Here is a 16,042-nt window from a genome sequence, read left to right on the forward strand (position 1 = left end):
GACATTTGAAGAAAGTAAGACAGAAAGGTGAAATACGTTATTCAGTAAATAAAGTCACCCCCCTACTTTAAGGCACTTTTTTTGCTTTATTTAGGGTGGTATACCAGTTCAATCATAGGAGATTAAAGTGAGTTACCAACAAGAGTTTAATGCTGCAAAAAATGACCCGGAAGGTTTCTGGAAAGACAAATCAGAAGCTTTGGAATGGTTTAAGCCACCGCAAAATATTTTAACCCAGGATGAAAATGGTATTCATCACTGGTTTGCCGATGGTGAAATGAACACGGCATATATGGCTCTTGATTATCATGTCAATAATGGTCGTGCAGATCAGGCGGCATTGATATATGACTCACCCGTTACAAACACCAAGAAAACATACACCTATCGCGAACTACGCGATGAAGTAGCACTCGCTGCCGGTATGTTGAAGGACCTTGGTGTAGAAAAAGGCGACCGCGTCATCGTCTATATGCCGATGATCGCGGAAGCTGCTATTGCCATGTTGGCATGTGCTCGAATCGGTGCCATTCATTCGGTGGTTTTTGGTGGATTTGCTGCACCAGAATTAGCCGTACGTATCGACGATGCTAAACCAAAAGTTATTTTAAGTGCTTCATGTGGTATCGAAATCAAACGCGTTATCGAATACAAACCGCTGATCGACAATGCTATCGAAATCGCTGAACACACACCACAAAACGTCGTTGTATTCCAACGTCCAGAAGCGACTGCTGAGTTATCTCATGATCGCGATGTCGATTGGTCCGAAGCGATCAGTAAAGCACAACCCGCTGAATGTTCTCCGGTAAAGGGTACAGACTTGCTTTACATACTTTACACTTCAGGAACAACAGGAAAACCAAAAGGCGTAGTTCGTGAAAACGGTGGTCATGCCGTAGCAATGAAATACAGCATGAAAGCGGTTTACGATATCGACCCGGGTGATGTGTTCTGGGCGGCTTCGGATGTTGGCTGGGTTGTTGGTCATTCATATATCGTTTACGCACCACTACTACACGGTTGCACAACCATCCTTTACGAAGGCAAGCCAATCATGACGCCAGACGCAGGTGCATTCTGGCGTGTAATCAGTGAATATGGCGTTAAGGGTCTTTTCACTGCGCCTACGGCTTATAGAGCGATTAAGAAAGAAGATCCAAATGCAGATTTAGCCAAGCAATATGACCTGTCTTGTTTAGAAGCACTTTACTCTGCCGGCGAACGTCTTGACCCTGCGACCTTTGACTGGCTGGATGAGCAATTCGGCTTACCTATCGTTGATAACTGGTGGCAGACAGAAACCGGTTGGGCGATCGCGTCTAATATGACTGGCATCGAAAAGATGAAAGTGAAACCAGGTTCTGCAACTGTTCCTTGTACAGGTTTCAATGTGCAAATTCTTGATGAAAACGGCAAAGAATTAGGTCCAAACGAGCAAGGTAATATCGCGATTAAACTACCGATGCCGCCTAGCTGTTTAACTTCAGTCTGGGGTGATCTGGATCGCTTTAAAGCAAGTTATCTTGAAACCTACCCAGGTTACTACGTAAGTGGTGATGGTGGCTATATTGATGATGAAGGTTATTTATTCGTCATGGGCCGAGTTGATGATGTAATCAACGTCGCTGGTCATCGTCTCTCAACCGGTGAAATGGAAGAGATTATCGGCAAGCATCCGGCTATTGCAGAATGTGCAGTTATTGGTCGCGATGACGCATTAAAAGGACAAATGCCCACAGGCTTCGTGGTGCTTAAAAATGGCATTACCATGACTGACGAAGAAATCACCAAAGAATTAATTACTTTAGTTCGCCAGGAGATAGGTGCTGTGGCATCATTCAAAGAAGTACATGTTGTGCCACGTTTACCGAAAACTCGCTCTGGTAAAATTCTTAGAAAAACCATGCGTCAAATCTTTAATGGTGAAGAATATATTATTCCTTCAACCATCGATGATCCTGATTCACTGAGCGAAATTCAAGAACTAAAAGGATAATTAACAAGAATGAAAGCTACGTTTCAAGATCTAGGGAATGGTGTCACCGTTGTTGACGCCGAATACACACAACCGGGTATCGCTGCTCTTTATTTAATCGAAGAAGATGGTGATGTGGCGATTGTCGAGACGGGTACTAATGACAGTATCCCGTATATTCTTGAAGTTCTTGAATCGAAGCAACTCAGTTTTGATGATGTCAAATACATCATTCCTACGCATGTTCATCTGGACCACGCCGGTGGTGCAGGTGAACTCATGCTGAAATGTCCTAATGCAAAGTTGGTGATTCATCCTTATGGTGCGGCTCACATGATTGACCCAAGCCGTTTAATTGCGGGTGCATCAGCGGTATACGGCGAAGAAGCCTTTAAAAAGCTCTACGGTACGATTCAACCTGTCGATGAAGATCGAGTCATTGAAGCACCCGATCTATTTACTATCGACATGAAAGGTCGTGTTTTAGAATTTCTGGATACACCGGGTCATGCCAATCATCACTTTAGTATTTACGATAAAAAGAGCGATGGTATTTTCACCGGGGATACCTTTGGCTTATCTTATCCACAACTAACCACCAAAGAAGGTCGATTCATTTTCTGTACGACTACACCTGTGCAGTTTAATCCTGAAGCGTTACTAGCCAGTATCGATAAGATTTTGGCTAAAAATACGTCAAAGATTTATCTCACGCACTTTAGTGAAATCAAACCGACAGAGAAAGTCATCGAGCAACTCAAGGCCAGTGTGAATGCTTTTGTAGAGATTTCAGAAGCTGCCAAAGACATGACTGAAAATCGTATCGAACATATTGATCAGAAAATCAGAGAGTATTTGCTCAAAGTGTTAGCGGATATGGGTTGTGAACAGGATGTCGATTTCCAAAACAGTGTGATCAAGTTTGATAGTCTATTGAATGCACAGGGATTGGATTTCTGGTTAAGCAAACTAGCGAGAAAAAAGGCTTAGAGCTTATTTAAATCTCTTATTCACTTTAGCCACCCCCCTACTTTGAGGCGTTTTTTCTAAAGCCTCACTTGTATCTATTTTTTTATCTCTTTTATACCTGTATTTTTTACCTGTATTTTTAATCGAAGCTTGCTAAGCTTCTTTTAACGTTTCGCGGTATGCTTTTACATAATTATTTATAACGTTAGTTATTTATAACGTTTTTTAACAAGCATGAAAGTAACCGCCCAACACACTGTCTAACAAAACCAACAATAACCGATAATAGTTAGATAAACAGATAAGACCTTAAAAGGAAAACGTAGGATGCATAAGATTCAACATTCGGCGCATAAACTATTAGTCTATGTAGAAACATTAGGATTATTCATAATCGCGATTTCCACCGTGATTGCGATAGGCTTTGAAATTGCGGTTATGGTCAGAGCGCAAACAGTTACACTGGGTGATCTTTTATTATTGTTCATCTACCTTGAAGTTTTGGCCATGGTTGGCATCTACCTGAAATCAGGTAAGTTACCGGTTCGGATGCCGCTGTATATTGCCATAGTGGCGATGGCGAGATACATGATTCTGGACATGAAGAATCTGGATACCTATAGAATGTTAGGACTAGCCGCAGCAATGCTGGTAGTCGCATTAGCGATTTTAGTTATCCGTTACGGTCATACCCAGTTTCCGTATAAAACCAAAGATGAAGAAAATTTATAAGACACTTTAACCTTCGTCATAACCGATATCTCACCCACTAGAGCTGCGTATTTAACGGCAGCTCGGTAGTATTCTTAATTTCAGTCACTGCCAGATGCGAATGCACTTCGCCAATCATTGGCAACTCCAATAATTTACTACGAACAAATTTCTCGTATTGGCGTATATCACGCACGACTATTTTCAACATATAATCCCATGATCCTGTCATGGTGTAGCATTCAACCACTTCTTCGAACTCTTTAACTCTTTCTTCAAACGCTTCCAGATGTCTTCGGCGTGTCTCTCTAAGATTGATTGTGCTGAAAGCTACCAGATCAATACCTAACTTTTCCCGATTTAAAACGGCTACTTTTTTATTGATAATATCTTTTTGAATAAGCTGATTGATTCGTCTCCAACAGGGAGATTGACTCATATTCAAAATCTCGGCGATATCCGAAGAACTACGGTCTGCATCAGACTGCAGCAGTTTTAAAATTTTAATGTCCTGTTCACTTAAGTCGATCATAATAGATATTTTATACCTTTTCAGATTATATATAGGTAAATATAGACCATTATTGAGTTTCTGTAGTCTATTAAGAATAAATAAACCCACACTTTCTTCCTATACTTTTTAGATAAGTTCATGGAGGATGAATATGACTACAACTACAGACACTAAAAGCAATAATAAAGACATTAAACGAAGCACTAAACAAAGCACTAAACAAAGCTCTAAACAAGGTACTAAACAAGGTACTAAACAAGTAATTAAATTAGCAGAAGTATCGCTCGACGATAAATACAAATTAAACACAACCAGAGCATACATTACAGGTATTGAAGCGTTGGTAAGATTACCCATGCTACAGCACCAGAGAGATCAGGAACGCGGTTTAAATACTGCAGGTTTTGTCTCTGGGTACCGCGGTTCTCCCTTGGGAGGTGTCGACCAGGCCATGTGGAAAGCCAAAAAGTATTTAGACGAACACAATATTACCTTTGTGCCCGGCATCAATGAAGACCTTGCCGCAACCGCAGTTCGTGGTTCTCAGGAAGTGGGGTTAATGCCAGGCAGTAAATTCGATGGTGTATTCGGTATGTGGTATGGAAAAGGACCCGGACTCGATCGCAGTATCGATGCCATTCGCCATGCGAATGCAGCTGGCACCTCAAAGTGGGGAGGTGTACTTGCCGTTGTGGGTGATGATCACGGTTGTAAATCATCCACCTACCCTTATCAATCTGAACATTTATTCATGAGCCTTTCAATGCCAGTACTTGCGCCAGCTAATGTGCAAGAGGTTCTGGATTTAGGCGTTTATGGTATTGAATTATCCCGTTACTGCGGATGCTGGGTTGGACTAAAAGCAATCACCGAGAATATGGATTCGGCGGTGTCAGCTAAAATCGACCCCAATCGTATAGAAATTAAAATCCCTAAAACTTTCCACATGCCAGACGATGGCGTGAATGTGCGTTGGCCAGACACACCCTTGGCACAGGAAGAAAGACTCAATAAATATAAAATCTATGCAGCACGTGTTTTCGCAAGAGAAAACAACCTTAATAAAATTGTTATGGACACCAAAACACCGAAGCTAGGTATCATTACATCGGGTAAAAGTTACCTTGATGTTCTACAAGCCTTTGACGATTTAGGTATCGACAAAAAACTGGCTTCTGAACTTGGCATTCGTGTCTATAAAGTGGGTATGCCCTGGCCGCTGGAACCAGTCACCACGCACGAATTTGCAGAAGGACTAGATGAAATTCTAGTGGTCGAAGAAAAACGCTCGGTAATGGAAGACCAGTTAACCGGTCAACTGTATAACTGGCCTGTCGACAAGCGACCAAAAGTAGTCGGTGAGTACGATGAACACGGTCAGGACCTACTAACAAATCTCGCCGAATTAACCCCTGCAATGATCGCCCGCGTTATTTTTCAACGCATTACACCATACATGAACGACGCAGAGCTTATTAACGATACTGTCATCGAAACCATGCAGAAGCGCGTTGATTTCATTAACCGTAAAGAACGCAAACTCGCCAAACCACGTAAAATCTCCAATCGCGAAGCCATGTATTGTTCTGGCTGTCCGCACAATACCTCTACTGCAGTGCCTGAAGGCTCCATTGCTGGCGGTGGTATTGGTTGTCATTATATGAGCACCTGGAGTAAAAACCGTCCTGCGCATAACTATACGCACATGGGTGGTGAAGGTGTAACCTGGACCGGTATTGCGCCGTTTACTGAAACAAAACACATGTTCCAGAACCTCGGTGATGGCACCTATTTCCATTCTGGATTATTGGCGATTCGTCAATCCGTTGCATCTGGCGTCAACATCACTTATAAAATTTTATACAACGATGCAGTAGCGATGACCGGCGGCCAACCCGTTGATGGAAATCTCAGCGTATCGCAATTGGTACTGCAATTAAAAGGCGAAGGTATTAAGCGCATAGAGATTGTTTCTGATAACCCGAAAGCACATAAATCGTTGAATGATTCTACCGTCAGTATTAGTCATCGTGATCAACTCAATCTCGTTCAGAAGTCACTTCGCGAAACCACTGGAACGACTATCCTCATTTACGAACAAACCTGTGCTGCAGAAAAACGCAGACGACGTAAGCGTGGAATCATGCCGGATATTGATCAGCGTGTGGTAATCAACGAAGCTGTCTGTGAAGGTTGCGGCGACTGTAGCGTCAAATCGAATTGTATGTCTGTTATTCCGAAAGAAACCGAAGTTGGACGTAAACGTCAAATCGATCAAGCTGCCTGTAATAAAGACTTCTCCTGCATCAATGGATTCTGCCCTAGTTTTGTTTCAGTCGCTGGTGGCGAGTTAAAGAAAAACAAAGAATCGAATATCTCTGTAGAGAATAACAATCTACCCGAACCGACACGCCCACTGATTGATCAACCCTGGAATATCCTGGTAACAGGTATTGGTGGTACCGGCGTACTAACGGTAACATCTGTATTGTCTATGGCGGCGCATCTGGAAAACAAAGGTATCGCCACATTAAACCAGACGGGGCTGGCACAAAAGTTTGGTCCTGTAATTAGTCATCTTCGAATTGCTAACGAACAGAAAGACATTCATGCAGTGCGAATTCCTGCCGGTGATGCAGACGTCATGATTGGTTGTGACCTGATTGTCAGTGCCTCTGATGATGCGTTAGCAAAGCTGAATGTAGAACGCAGTCATGCCGTTATCAATGACACGCTTACACCGACTGCTGAATTCGTACACAACCCTGATGCTGTTTTTCAGGATGAAGCAATGAAACACAGCATCATCGATGAATTAAAAGAAGGTCGCGTCGATTTTCTACCGGCCACTGAAATCGCAAATGCGCTATTAGGCGATACCATTGCTACCAACCTATTCATGCTCGGTTATGCCTATCAGAAAGGGTTAATCCCGGTCAGTTCAGAAGCGATCTTTAAAGCGTTAGAACTCAATAAAGTACGAATTGATTTCAACAAGAAAGCCTTTATGTGGGGCCGTATGGCATTACTAGACCGTAAAAAGGTTGAAGAAGCTGCGAATGTTGAAAAGAATCGATTTACGCCGTTAGAAGATTTAGAAGATATTATCGAATATCGCGCTAATGATTTAGTCGGCTATCAGGATGAGGAATACGCTCAACGTTACCGCAATAGTGTCAACGCGGCGAAAGAAGTCGAAACAGCCGTGATGGATAAAAGCGCCGAACTGGATGGACATGAAAATAGCTTGTTACTGACCAAAGCAGTCGCCAAAGTTCTGTACAAAGTGATGGCGTATAAAGACGAATATGAGGTGGCACGTTTGTACACCGACGGACGTTTTAAAAAGCAAATTGAAGAAACCTTTGAAGGTGATACGGAGATGTCTTTTTACTTTGCCATGCCACTAATATCAAAGCGCGATCCTGATACCGGACATCTGGTTAAACGCAAATACGGTGCTTACATGTTACCTGTGTTAAAGAATCTGGCTAAACTGAAACGTTTCCGCGGGACTAAATTTGACCTGCTAGGAAAAACAGCAGAAAGACAGGTTGAACGTCAAATGATAACAGACGTAAACAATACAATAAGCACGGTACTGAAAACTCTGCACCCTGGTAACTTATTGCATGCGATTGAGATCATTGAGCTGGCAAACGATGTCAGAGGTTATGGACACGTTAAAGAAGCAAACTATGAGCAATACCAGTTACGCTTAGCACAACAGTTAAAGAGCTATGAAAACGGTACCACGTTTGACGACAAAACTGGCACAGCCCATGTCGTGCAAATTCATAAAGTGGATGCTGCGTAACTGAGACAGAGTGTGTGTTTTTATAGTCTGTAAAAGTTAAGCAACAATAAAAAAGCCCACTGCGGATAAGTGGGCTTTTTTTCAAAATAGTTTATGAATTACTTAGAATTTATAACCTACATTTAAACGGTAAACCATTGGGTCCAGGTCATAATCTACGTGTAAAGTTGTAGCTCCTGGCCCAGTAAGTGTGGCATCTGTATCAATATCAGCATACATCGCAGAAGCATTCAAAAACCATTTATCATTGATTTGATAATCAACACCGATTTGCGCTGCAAGACCAATAGAGTTATCTAGTTTCAGCTTGGTATAACCCAAACCTGCTGCATCATTCCCCACTTTTTCATGGAAGAATATAGTGTAATTTAAACCAGCACCGACGTATGGTTGAAACTTGCCTTTACCACCTAGAAAATAGTACTGCGCACTTATGGTTGGTGGTAAATGTTTGATCTCTCCGATCGACGCACCATCAAGAGTACCACCATCTGCTTTAATCTGATGAGTAAATGGAGTTGCTGCCAGAACTTCAATGCCTAGCTTTTCAGAAAGCATGTAAGTACCAGAAAGTCCTAATTGAGTTTCGTTATCAGCCGAAACTGCTTCACCAGCGATTTCTTGAATATCATCACTTTTATCATCTGGAACAACTGTCGCTGCACCAAACTTCAATAAAATATCACCCTTTTCGTACGCAGAAGCTGCCATTGGAAGAGCTAAGATTGCAGCACTTACAGCTAGTGCAATAGCATTTACTTTTTTCATTTTGTATCTCCTAATTAATCATGGCTGTATTCTGAACGTATAGAAAAATGTAAATATTGACGCAGATCATATATTGATGATTAAGCTCAATCTTAAATGGATAAGAGTAGAGTAAGATAGCTTCAAACATAAACAAGCAAAGGTCACCCCCCTACTTTGGGGCACTTTTTTATCCCTATTTATTACATAGCTGTGAGCATAAGATGCAAGTCCTGAATTTAAGCACTCCGAGTAATCCACCTAGATTCTCATTTTTTGATTTAGGCTTTAGAGCCTTTTTTCTCGGCGCTGCTGCCTATGCAGTGCTATCTATTTTGATTTGGTTTTTTGTCTATTCGATGGGTTATCAAATGCCACAATCATCGATAACGACGATGCAGTGGCATGCGCATGAAATGATTTATGGTTACAGCATTGCTGTAATAGCAGGCTTTTTATTAACCGCGACCAAAAACTGGACCGGTATCCAGACCCTTAATGGTAAACCTTTATTAGCGCTGGCATGCGTCTGGGTTGCGGCACGTATTGCGCTTTTCTTTGGGGAAATCGTGGCAGCTGCGGTATTAGATCTATTGTTTACCTTGTGGCTATCACAATCCATCGTCGCACCTATCATCAAAGCCAAACAATGGTCGCAACTCGCCATTGTGGTAAAACTTCTGCTGTTATTCGTGACAAACGCCCTGTTCTATTTGGGCGCTATGGGAATACTTGCTCAAGGTGTTAACTGGGGAATATATGGTGGACTGTATCTCGTCATTGGTTTGATCCTGATGATGGCTCGAAGAGTAGTTCCATTCTTTATAGAACGCGGTGTAGATGAAACCGTTACCTTAAAAAATGTGAAATTTCTGGATCTCTCCAGTCTTGCTTTATTCCTGATTTTTATGGTGTTGGAATTGGGCAATCTCAGCCCGCAGTTTTCCGCATACAGCGCAATCCTGTTATTCATCGTCAATGCCATTCGCCTCGTAAACTGGCATACACCCGGGATTTGGAAAAAGCCTCTGTTGTGGAGCTTATACCTTGCGATCTGGTTTATCTGTGTCGGCTTTTTATTATTTGGTTTAAGTTACTTTTTAGGCATATCCAAATTTATCGCCATACATGCATTGTCTTACGCAGGTATCGGCGCAATAACACTGGGTATGATGTCACGGGTAGGATTGGGTCATTCAGGCAGAGATGTGAGTAATCCACCGAAAGCTGTTGGAATTGCTTTAGGTATTTTGATTTTGGGTGCGATAGTCCGCGTCTTCTTCCCGTTGATTGATGCCAGCCATTATCTATTGTGGATCAGTATTTCTCAGGGTTTATGGATACTCGCATTTGTTACTTTTTTCATCACGTATTTGCCCCTGTTGACGAAAGCAAAAACCTAAATCTAAGATGTGAATGATGAGGTGTAACTCTTGAAGTGTAAGTCTTGAAGAGTGATTTTCTTGTATGTACAAAAAACCTCATATAAGTAGGGGGGGTGCCTAACCGCCCTACTGTTTAAATATCAATTGATAATCGTATAAGGATAATCGGATAAGAACGACAAGACTAACGTCGGATGATTTCTCTTACATTATCAGTCAGAAAACGCTGCTCACCTTTAAACACTTCCAGTAAACCCAGAGTTTGATGACCCTGTGCATTCACTTTCAGATGATAACTAAAGTTACCATTGTTAAAAACATAGCGATGATTTCTACCTGTTCTGTCGACTTCTAAACGCCCGTCAGATAAAACGATATCTGGCTTTACCGATGTAGGAGCGTGTACCGGCCACGATGCGTAGCGTAAACGTCCATTACCAATATCATCCACACGAACGTGGTAGCGACTGGTTTTCCACTCAAGCACTGGCTGTGCGTAATTACTCACACTTCTATGCAATGAACTACGACCTCTAGGCGTTGAAGGTCGAGATGGCTGCATCGATGAAGTCGCCTGAGCCACTAATTGTGGCTTACTTTGACCAAGACGGTTATTAGCAGGAGCACGGTTATACGTAGAGGCACCTTTATTCACAAACGTAGACGGTTGCTTTACTGACAGGATATTGCCATCGTGGTCCAGCCACACTAGTCCATCAAATAACATAATGCCGCGCCAGCCAACTGTATTCCAGTCTGTACGCGCGTCTGAAGAAACGATAGATCGCAGCAGATTCTGGTCGAAGACTTCATCAAAACGATTCACAAATTCATACTCATTGTTAATAGCAGGTCGGTTTGATTTACCAATCAGTGGGTATGAAACCATTTTTGCAATGCTGCCAGTGTTTCGACTTTTGAATGCTTCAATCACGGTTTGTACTTTGGCGACGTCTTTCTCTTCTACCGCAAATGCCTGTGGCGTTAATATCGCCCACGAAAGTAATAGATAAGGTAAAGCCTTGGTGAATTTCATAAGTTAATGTGCCCCATACATTTATGATTTTTTTATTCTTATTGTTATGTAGTTTACTACAAATGATAAAATTTATCTCATAGAATCAAACTGTTAGATTTCTATGCAAACATTTTATATGTGTCATTCTTTGATATTTCATAGCAAGCCCTGCTATTACAAGTAAGTAAATCTGACGTTAAATTCCGTTCAATTTATTCGACTTTTATAGATAGACGGTCACAGTCATAAACGATGGTATTGATAAACAGGATGCAATAAAAATAAATACGGTTTATTAGCGGGTTTATAAATAACCGAAAGACAAATTAAATACACATTGATATAACATTCAGTAAAAAAAACGCCTATAAGTAGGGGGGTGGCTTTGAATCACGACTTGTTTAATCAAGACCAGCTCGACAACGGACCAAACAAGCTAGCCCAATGATCCAACATAGCTTTTACAAACATAGCATTTATAAACATAGAATTTACAGACTAAGAATTAACCAGTAATCACCCCAACACTAAGACGCCATATCGAATGCCAATCAGCCCTGAATTTCTCATCATAGCAGCCTCAATCTTCTTCTGTGCGGCTTTGTTTCATGGCAGCATTGGCACGGGCTTTCCTATGATCGCCACACCTTTGCTCGCGCTGATTACCGATCTGCATACCGCAATAATTCTCACCTTGATCCCGACTGTGCTGGTAAATCTAGTTAGTATTATCAGTGAAGGAAATATTTTTACCGCGATTAAACACCATCTACCCCTGGCCTTATATGCATTGATTGGCAGTTCGTTGGGCACCTTATTACTGATTTCAGTAGATTCTGAAATATTCAAAGCACTACTGGGTATAGCCATTCTGATCTATTTATTCATCGATAAGATCAAATTCAATTTATCGTGGATACGACAAAAACCGCAACTCTCGAAACTCATTTTTGGTCTATCAGCAGGCACACTGGGTGGCTTAACTAATGTGATGGCACCGGTACTTATCATCTTTACTTTGGAATCCAGATATTCAAAACAACAGATAATTCAGGCAAATAATTTATGTTTTCTGTTTGGCAAGCTGATTCAAATTGTTCTTTTCACTAGCCACGGCCAATTCAGCAGCAGTGATTTAAAGACCTCATTAGTCATGTTAGCAGCCACAGCGATTGCACTCTTTATTGGCGTTAAAATCAAAAAACGCATTCAAGCCGAAATCTACAATAAAGTGTTAAAAGGTCTGTTACTAATTCTGGCAATCACTATTTTATTGCAGGTGTTTTTCTAATTTACCCCCCCCTACTTTGAGGCCTTTTTTTGTTTCTATCGGTAAAAAATCCGGGTTTAGTGATCAACTTTTTGATGCAATGAATTTAATTTTCACTTTATTTTAAAATATTTATTCAAATAATTTCAGGCTCTCTGCCATCTCATTTAGCAAGCTGTATAAATCAACTTAAAAATTATATTTTATACAATAAATACAGCATCTTACGCTTAATAAACACAGACCAAAAATCACCATAAATTCTGAATTTACAAGATACATTCTGGAGGTATTTTAACGTTGCCAAAACAATTATTTTTAAAATAAATGAATCCAAAAAAAATAAAGCTGCGTTTCTACAACCAAGACACAGACTAAAAAGTCTTTTACGAAATAACAGTAAACATTAACTAAATTTTAAAGGTAAATATTATGAACACTAAAACAAAAGCAATCATAGCAAGCACTCTTCTAACAGCACTTTTTGCAGGTCAATCTGCAATCGCCGGTCAAGCTAGTGACCTGGGTGTTTTCGCAACTCAAGCTGAAATAGCTGCAGCTAACGTAACTGAAAAAGTTAACTACGATGCACCAGCATTCACTAACGAAGTGACAGTAAGCGGCAGAAAATAAACGCTACTTACAACAAGTACTTTTATAAAAAATTATCCATTTATTCAAACGAATTAAATAACTACAAAATACAGGAAACTAAACATGAACACTAAAGCAATCATCGCAAGCACATTACTAACTACTGCTCTAATCGCAGGTCAATCTGCAATCGCTGGTCAAAACGCAGACGGCTTCTTCAACACTGAAGCATCAGCACAGACTACTGATAAAGTGAACTACTCAGCACCAAACGCTAAGATCAGTGCAGAATTAGATGCAGAACTTTTCCCACAGGGTGAAGGTCAATAGTCGCTAAATAAAGACTCAGTAAAACGTAAAAAACTCCCTCCTTTAAAAGCCCGGTATTTGAAAAAATACTGGGCTTTTTTTATGCATGTTTAATATTATTATTTCGCATAGATAGTGATTCACTATCCGGTTTTTCTGCACTTTTTTTTACGCTATTTTCTGCGCTTCTATAACACTACATTTAGGCAGTACTTAAATGCTTTGTTGCCTAAATAACCCTGTCTGCATTAATTTCTACATTAAACTAGAAAATAGTTTAAACATTACTTTTTAAACTATTTACAAGAAATATAAAAACCCCACCAATTAAAATATAAGTCATTGTTTCATAATAGTTAAAACACTAATACAAACACTCAAATACCAAGATTTTTTTCTCCATTTTTGAATATATTTCATTTTATTTTGATCCAAAAAAACAATTCATTCGTTATTACATACAAGACACAGACAATGTAAGTCTTCATGAAAAGCACATGACTTACATTACATTTACTAGACAAATACAGGATATAAATATTATGAACACGAAAGCAAAAGTACTTTTAACAAGCACACTTCTAACTGCTCTATTCGCAGGACAATCTGCCATTGCAGGACAAGATGTAGACGGTGGATATTTCGAAGCTGAAGCAGCGACAAACGTCGCAGATAAAGTTAACTACTCAGCACCAAACGCAACAATCAGTGCAGAACTTGATGCAGAGCTTTTCCCTTCATTTGAAGGTCAGTAAAAAGAAGCACAACAAACACAGACTCTCCCTTGAGGCCCTTTACTTGAAAAAGTAAGGGGCTTTTTTTATCTAGAACAAATAGATAAAAATTAAAGTAATCTTAGAAAGCTATTAGAAGGCTTGTAGAAAGTTGTTTGTAAATAATGAATGAATCAGGAGAAATTAAAGCTAGATGTTTTTTGTCTATCCTGTTTTTTATCAACAAGATCTCCGACACGATAAGCATCGAGAATGCTCAGAATCCACACACCCAAATAAATCAGAAATGCGGTATTCATCACACCTGTATTCACTTCAACCATGCTGTTTGAAAGTATCCCGATTAAACCACCACCTTGATCCAAAGCGCCATTATTGATCTTTGCTACTATCAGTGAAGAAAACTTGATGATCTTCGCCACAATCACAGACAAGGCGATGATTGAAACCAGAGCAAACAGAACGCCAGATAAATAACGCTTTAACACAATTTGACCCGCACCAGGTAAAACCAGAGCCGAGAGCAAAGCTGCTTTAAGAGAGTTTTTCATAACGGTTATTGTATCTATTGAATATTCAGAGTCCATAGTGTCATAACAGCCATGAATAACTGCTGAATCTAGATTCTACTCATGTTTTTCGGAATTAGGGTTTCCAGAATTAGAGTTTCCAGAATTAGAGTTTCCAGAATCATTTTTCCGGAATAAAAAATCACGCGATGGTTAATGACACTATTTTCAAAGGATGATTACCATCAAACGATGGAAAGTCGTGGTGACAATGTAACCAGCTTGACTCACTGACAGAACGTCCCTGTTTTTCAACGCAACGCACTAAGCTGTTAAACCAGCTTTCTCTATCGACCTTCGCCACATTGTTACAGGCAATAATCTTACCCTTCGGCTTCGTTGCTAAGACTGCAGGTTTAAATAAGCTTTGATAGTCATTGATTAAATCAACGGTTCCAAACGCACTTTTAGCAAAACGTGGGGGATCTAAAAATACCAGATCAAACTGCGATGCTGACATTTTAGGATAATGTGGCAGTTTTTTAGGATTACGGCCAGTCACTTTAAGCCCTGCTAATTGGCGTAGTGCTGGAAAGGCATCGCTCTGTATAAACTGACACACTGAATCGGCTCCAGTTTCAAACCCATTCAGTTCAGCATTTTTGCGGCCTGCTTCTAAAGCAAATGATGAGAAATCAACATTAACGACACGCTTGGCACCACCGACAGCAGCTGCCGTTCCAATACCACAGGTATAAGCAAATAAATTCAGCACACTCTTCTTATGGCTGTTTGCTTTAAAAAACTCTCGGCCAACCCGCATGTCCAAAAACAACAATGGATCTTGTCCTGTATGACGTAATTTACTGGTATATAAAACACCGTTCTCACAAATTACTTGTTCTGATCGGGCATAAGCCTCAGTTTCAGCATCGAGCTGATTAAGAATACGTGAGTTTTTATTAGAGCGATCGTTATAAACGATTGGTAAATCAGCAACCGCTAGTAACGCTTTGCGAATCACATCAATTTCATCTTCGCTTAGCGTCTGATGAAAGCTTTGAATTAACCAGGCATCACCATAACGATCAATATTCAGCCCATTTACACCTTCAACCGTGCCATGAAAAACACGAAAACAATTAGTTTTTGATGGATCCGTTTTCAATGAATCAGAGAATTGCGCACTAAGTTGATCAATAAGGTCAGCACGTTTAGCTAAAGCAGTATTCAGCAAAGAAGCGATTGGCATAATCAAGAAACTCGTTTTATGTGTGAGTGTGAAGGCGGATGCAGTCGAAATATAATTCGACCATGTAATTCGACGACATAATGCCAGATAACAAAGTGACATTCTAACAAACTAAAGCGTAAGCCAGAATAATTGAACGCCCCGCAACTTATACAGGATTTTAGCCCCCCCCCCCCTACTTGCCATGAGCTTGCCATTTCGTTTGTTGAAATGGACAACTCAGCCGAGGCATTGC

Annotated in this window: 14 protein-coding genes; 9 read left to right on the plus strand and 5 right to left on the minus strand. The window is 40.5% G+C overall.

Going from position 1 to position 16,042, the window contains the following annotated elements; translation table 11 throughout:
- The first annotated feature begins 127 nt into the window (after positions 1-127).
- From OO007_RS18660 to OO007_RS18670, 3 genes are all read left to right on the plus strand, one after another.
- Positions 128-1,999, plus strand: a complete 1,872-nt coding sequence (locus OO007_RS18660) for a propionyl-CoA synthetase (RefSeq protein ID WP_325809944.1) — start codon at positions 128-130, stop codon at positions 1,997-1,999.
- Between the two features lie 9 nt (positions 2,000-2,008).
- Positions 2,009-2,968 (plus strand): MBL fold metallo-hydrolase, encoded by a 960-nt coding sequence (locus OO007_RS18665; protein WP_325809945.1) that lies wholly within the window; start codon positions 2,009-2,011, stop codon positions 2,966-2,968.
- A 306-nt stretch (positions 2,969-3,274) separates the two neighbouring features.
- On the plus strand, positions 3,275-3,679 hold the full coding sequence (locus OO007_RS18670) for a phosphate-starvation-inducible protein PsiE (RefSeq protein ID WP_131906270.1): 405 nt from the start codon (positions 3,275-3,277) through the stop codon (positions 3,677-3,679).
- A 37-nt stretch (positions 3,680-3,716) separates the two neighbouring features.
- On the opposite strand, the gene OO007_RS18675 is transcribed toward OO007_RS18670, so the two are convergent.
- Positions 3,717-4,190, minus strand: coding sequence for an Lrp/AsnC family transcriptional regulator (locus tag OO007_RS18675; protein ID WP_131906271.1), 474 nt, complete (start codon positions 4,188-4,190; stop codon positions 3,717-3,719).
- A 133-nt stretch (positions 4,191-4,323) separates the two neighbouring features.
- Here OO007_RS18675 and OO007_RS18680 point away from each other — a divergent pair, with 133 nt between their 5' ends.
- Positions 4,324-7,989, plus strand: coding sequence for an indolepyruvate ferredoxin oxidoreductase family protein (locus tag OO007_RS18680; protein ID WP_325809946.1), 3,666 nt, complete (start codon positions 4,324-4,326; stop codon positions 7,987-7,989).
- Positions 7,990-8,091: 102 nt separating this feature from the next.
- Here OO007_RS18680 and OO007_RS18685 read toward each other — a convergent pair whose 3' ends face one another.
- Positions 8,092-8,757: an OmpW/AlkL family protein gene (locus OO007_RS18685; protein ID WP_131906273.1), complete on the minus strand. Its 666-nt coding sequence runs from the start codon at positions 8,755-8,757 to the stop codon at positions 8,092-8,094.
- Between the two features lie 203 nt (positions 8,758-8,960).
- On the opposite strand from OO007_RS18685, the gene OO007_RS18690 reads away from it, so the two are divergent.
- Positions 8,961-10,139, plus strand: a complete 1,179-nt coding sequence (locus OO007_RS18690; protein ID WP_325809947.1) for an NnrS family protein — start codon at positions 8,961-8,963, stop codon at positions 10,137-10,139.
- A gap of 166 nt (positions 10,140-10,305) precedes the next feature.
- Here the strand turns inward: OO007_RS18690 and OO007_RS18695 are convergent, their stop codons facing one another.
- A complete protein-coding gene (locus OO007_RS18695; protein ID WP_325809948.1) occupies positions 10,306-11,157 on the minus strand; it encodes a hypothetical protein in 852 nt (283 codons plus the stop codon).
- Positions 11,158-11,683: 526 nt separating this feature from the next.
- Between OO007_RS18695 and OO007_RS18700 the strand changes: the two genes are divergently transcribed.
- The 4 genes from OO007_RS18700 to OO007_RS18715 all read left to right on the plus strand — a co-directional run bounded on the left by OO007_RS18700 (position 11,684) and on the right by OO007_RS18715 (position 14,067).
- The gene (locus OO007_RS18700) at positions 11,684-12,430 is read left to right on the plus strand and encodes a sulfite exporter TauE/SafE family protein (RefSeq protein ID WP_325809949.1); all 747 of its coding nucleotides are present in this window, start codon (positions 11,684-11,686) and stop codon (positions 12,428-12,430) included.
- 411 nt (positions 12,431-12,841) lie between these two features.
- Entirely contained in the window at positions 12,842-13,042 is a 201-nt protein-coding gene (locus OO007_RS18705; RefSeq protein WP_325809950.1) for a hypothetical protein, read from the plus strand.
- A gap of 84 nt (positions 13,043-13,126) precedes the next feature.
- A complete protein-coding gene (locus tag OO007_RS18710) occupies positions 13,127-13,333 on the plus strand; it encodes a hypothetical protein (protein WP_131906278.1) in 207 nt (68 codons plus the stop codon).
- A gap of 521 nt (positions 13,334-13,854) precedes the next feature.
- Positions 13,855-14,067: a hypothetical protein gene (locus OO007_RS18715; RefSeq protein WP_325809951.1), complete on the plus strand. Its 213-nt coding sequence runs from the start codon at positions 13,855-13,857 to the stop codon at positions 14,065-14,067.
- Between the two features lie 152 nt (positions 14,068-14,219).
- Here the strand turns inward: OO007_RS18715 and OO007_RS18720 are convergent, their stop codons facing one another.
- Together OO007_RS18720 and OO007_RS18725 are read right to left on the minus strand one after the other, a co-directional pair.
- On the minus strand, positions 14,220-14,597 hold the full coding sequence (locus OO007_RS18720; protein WP_325809952.1) for a hypothetical protein: 378 nt from the start codon (positions 14,595-14,597) through the stop codon (positions 14,220-14,222).
- A gap of 160 nt (positions 14,598-14,757) precedes the next feature.
- Positions 14,758-15,807: a class I SAM-dependent rRNA methyltransferase gene (locus tag OO007_RS18725; protein WP_325809953.1), complete on the minus strand. Its 1,050-nt coding sequence runs from the start codon at positions 15,805-15,807 to the stop codon at positions 14,758-14,760.
- Positions 15,808-16,042 lie beyond the last annotated feature (235 nt).

The sequence above is a fragment of the Cocleimonas sp. KMM 6892 genome, from assembly GCF_035798195.1.
GTDB lineage: Bacteria > Pseudomonadota > Gammaproteobacteria > Thiotrichales > Thiotrichaceae > Cocleimonas > Cocleimonas flava.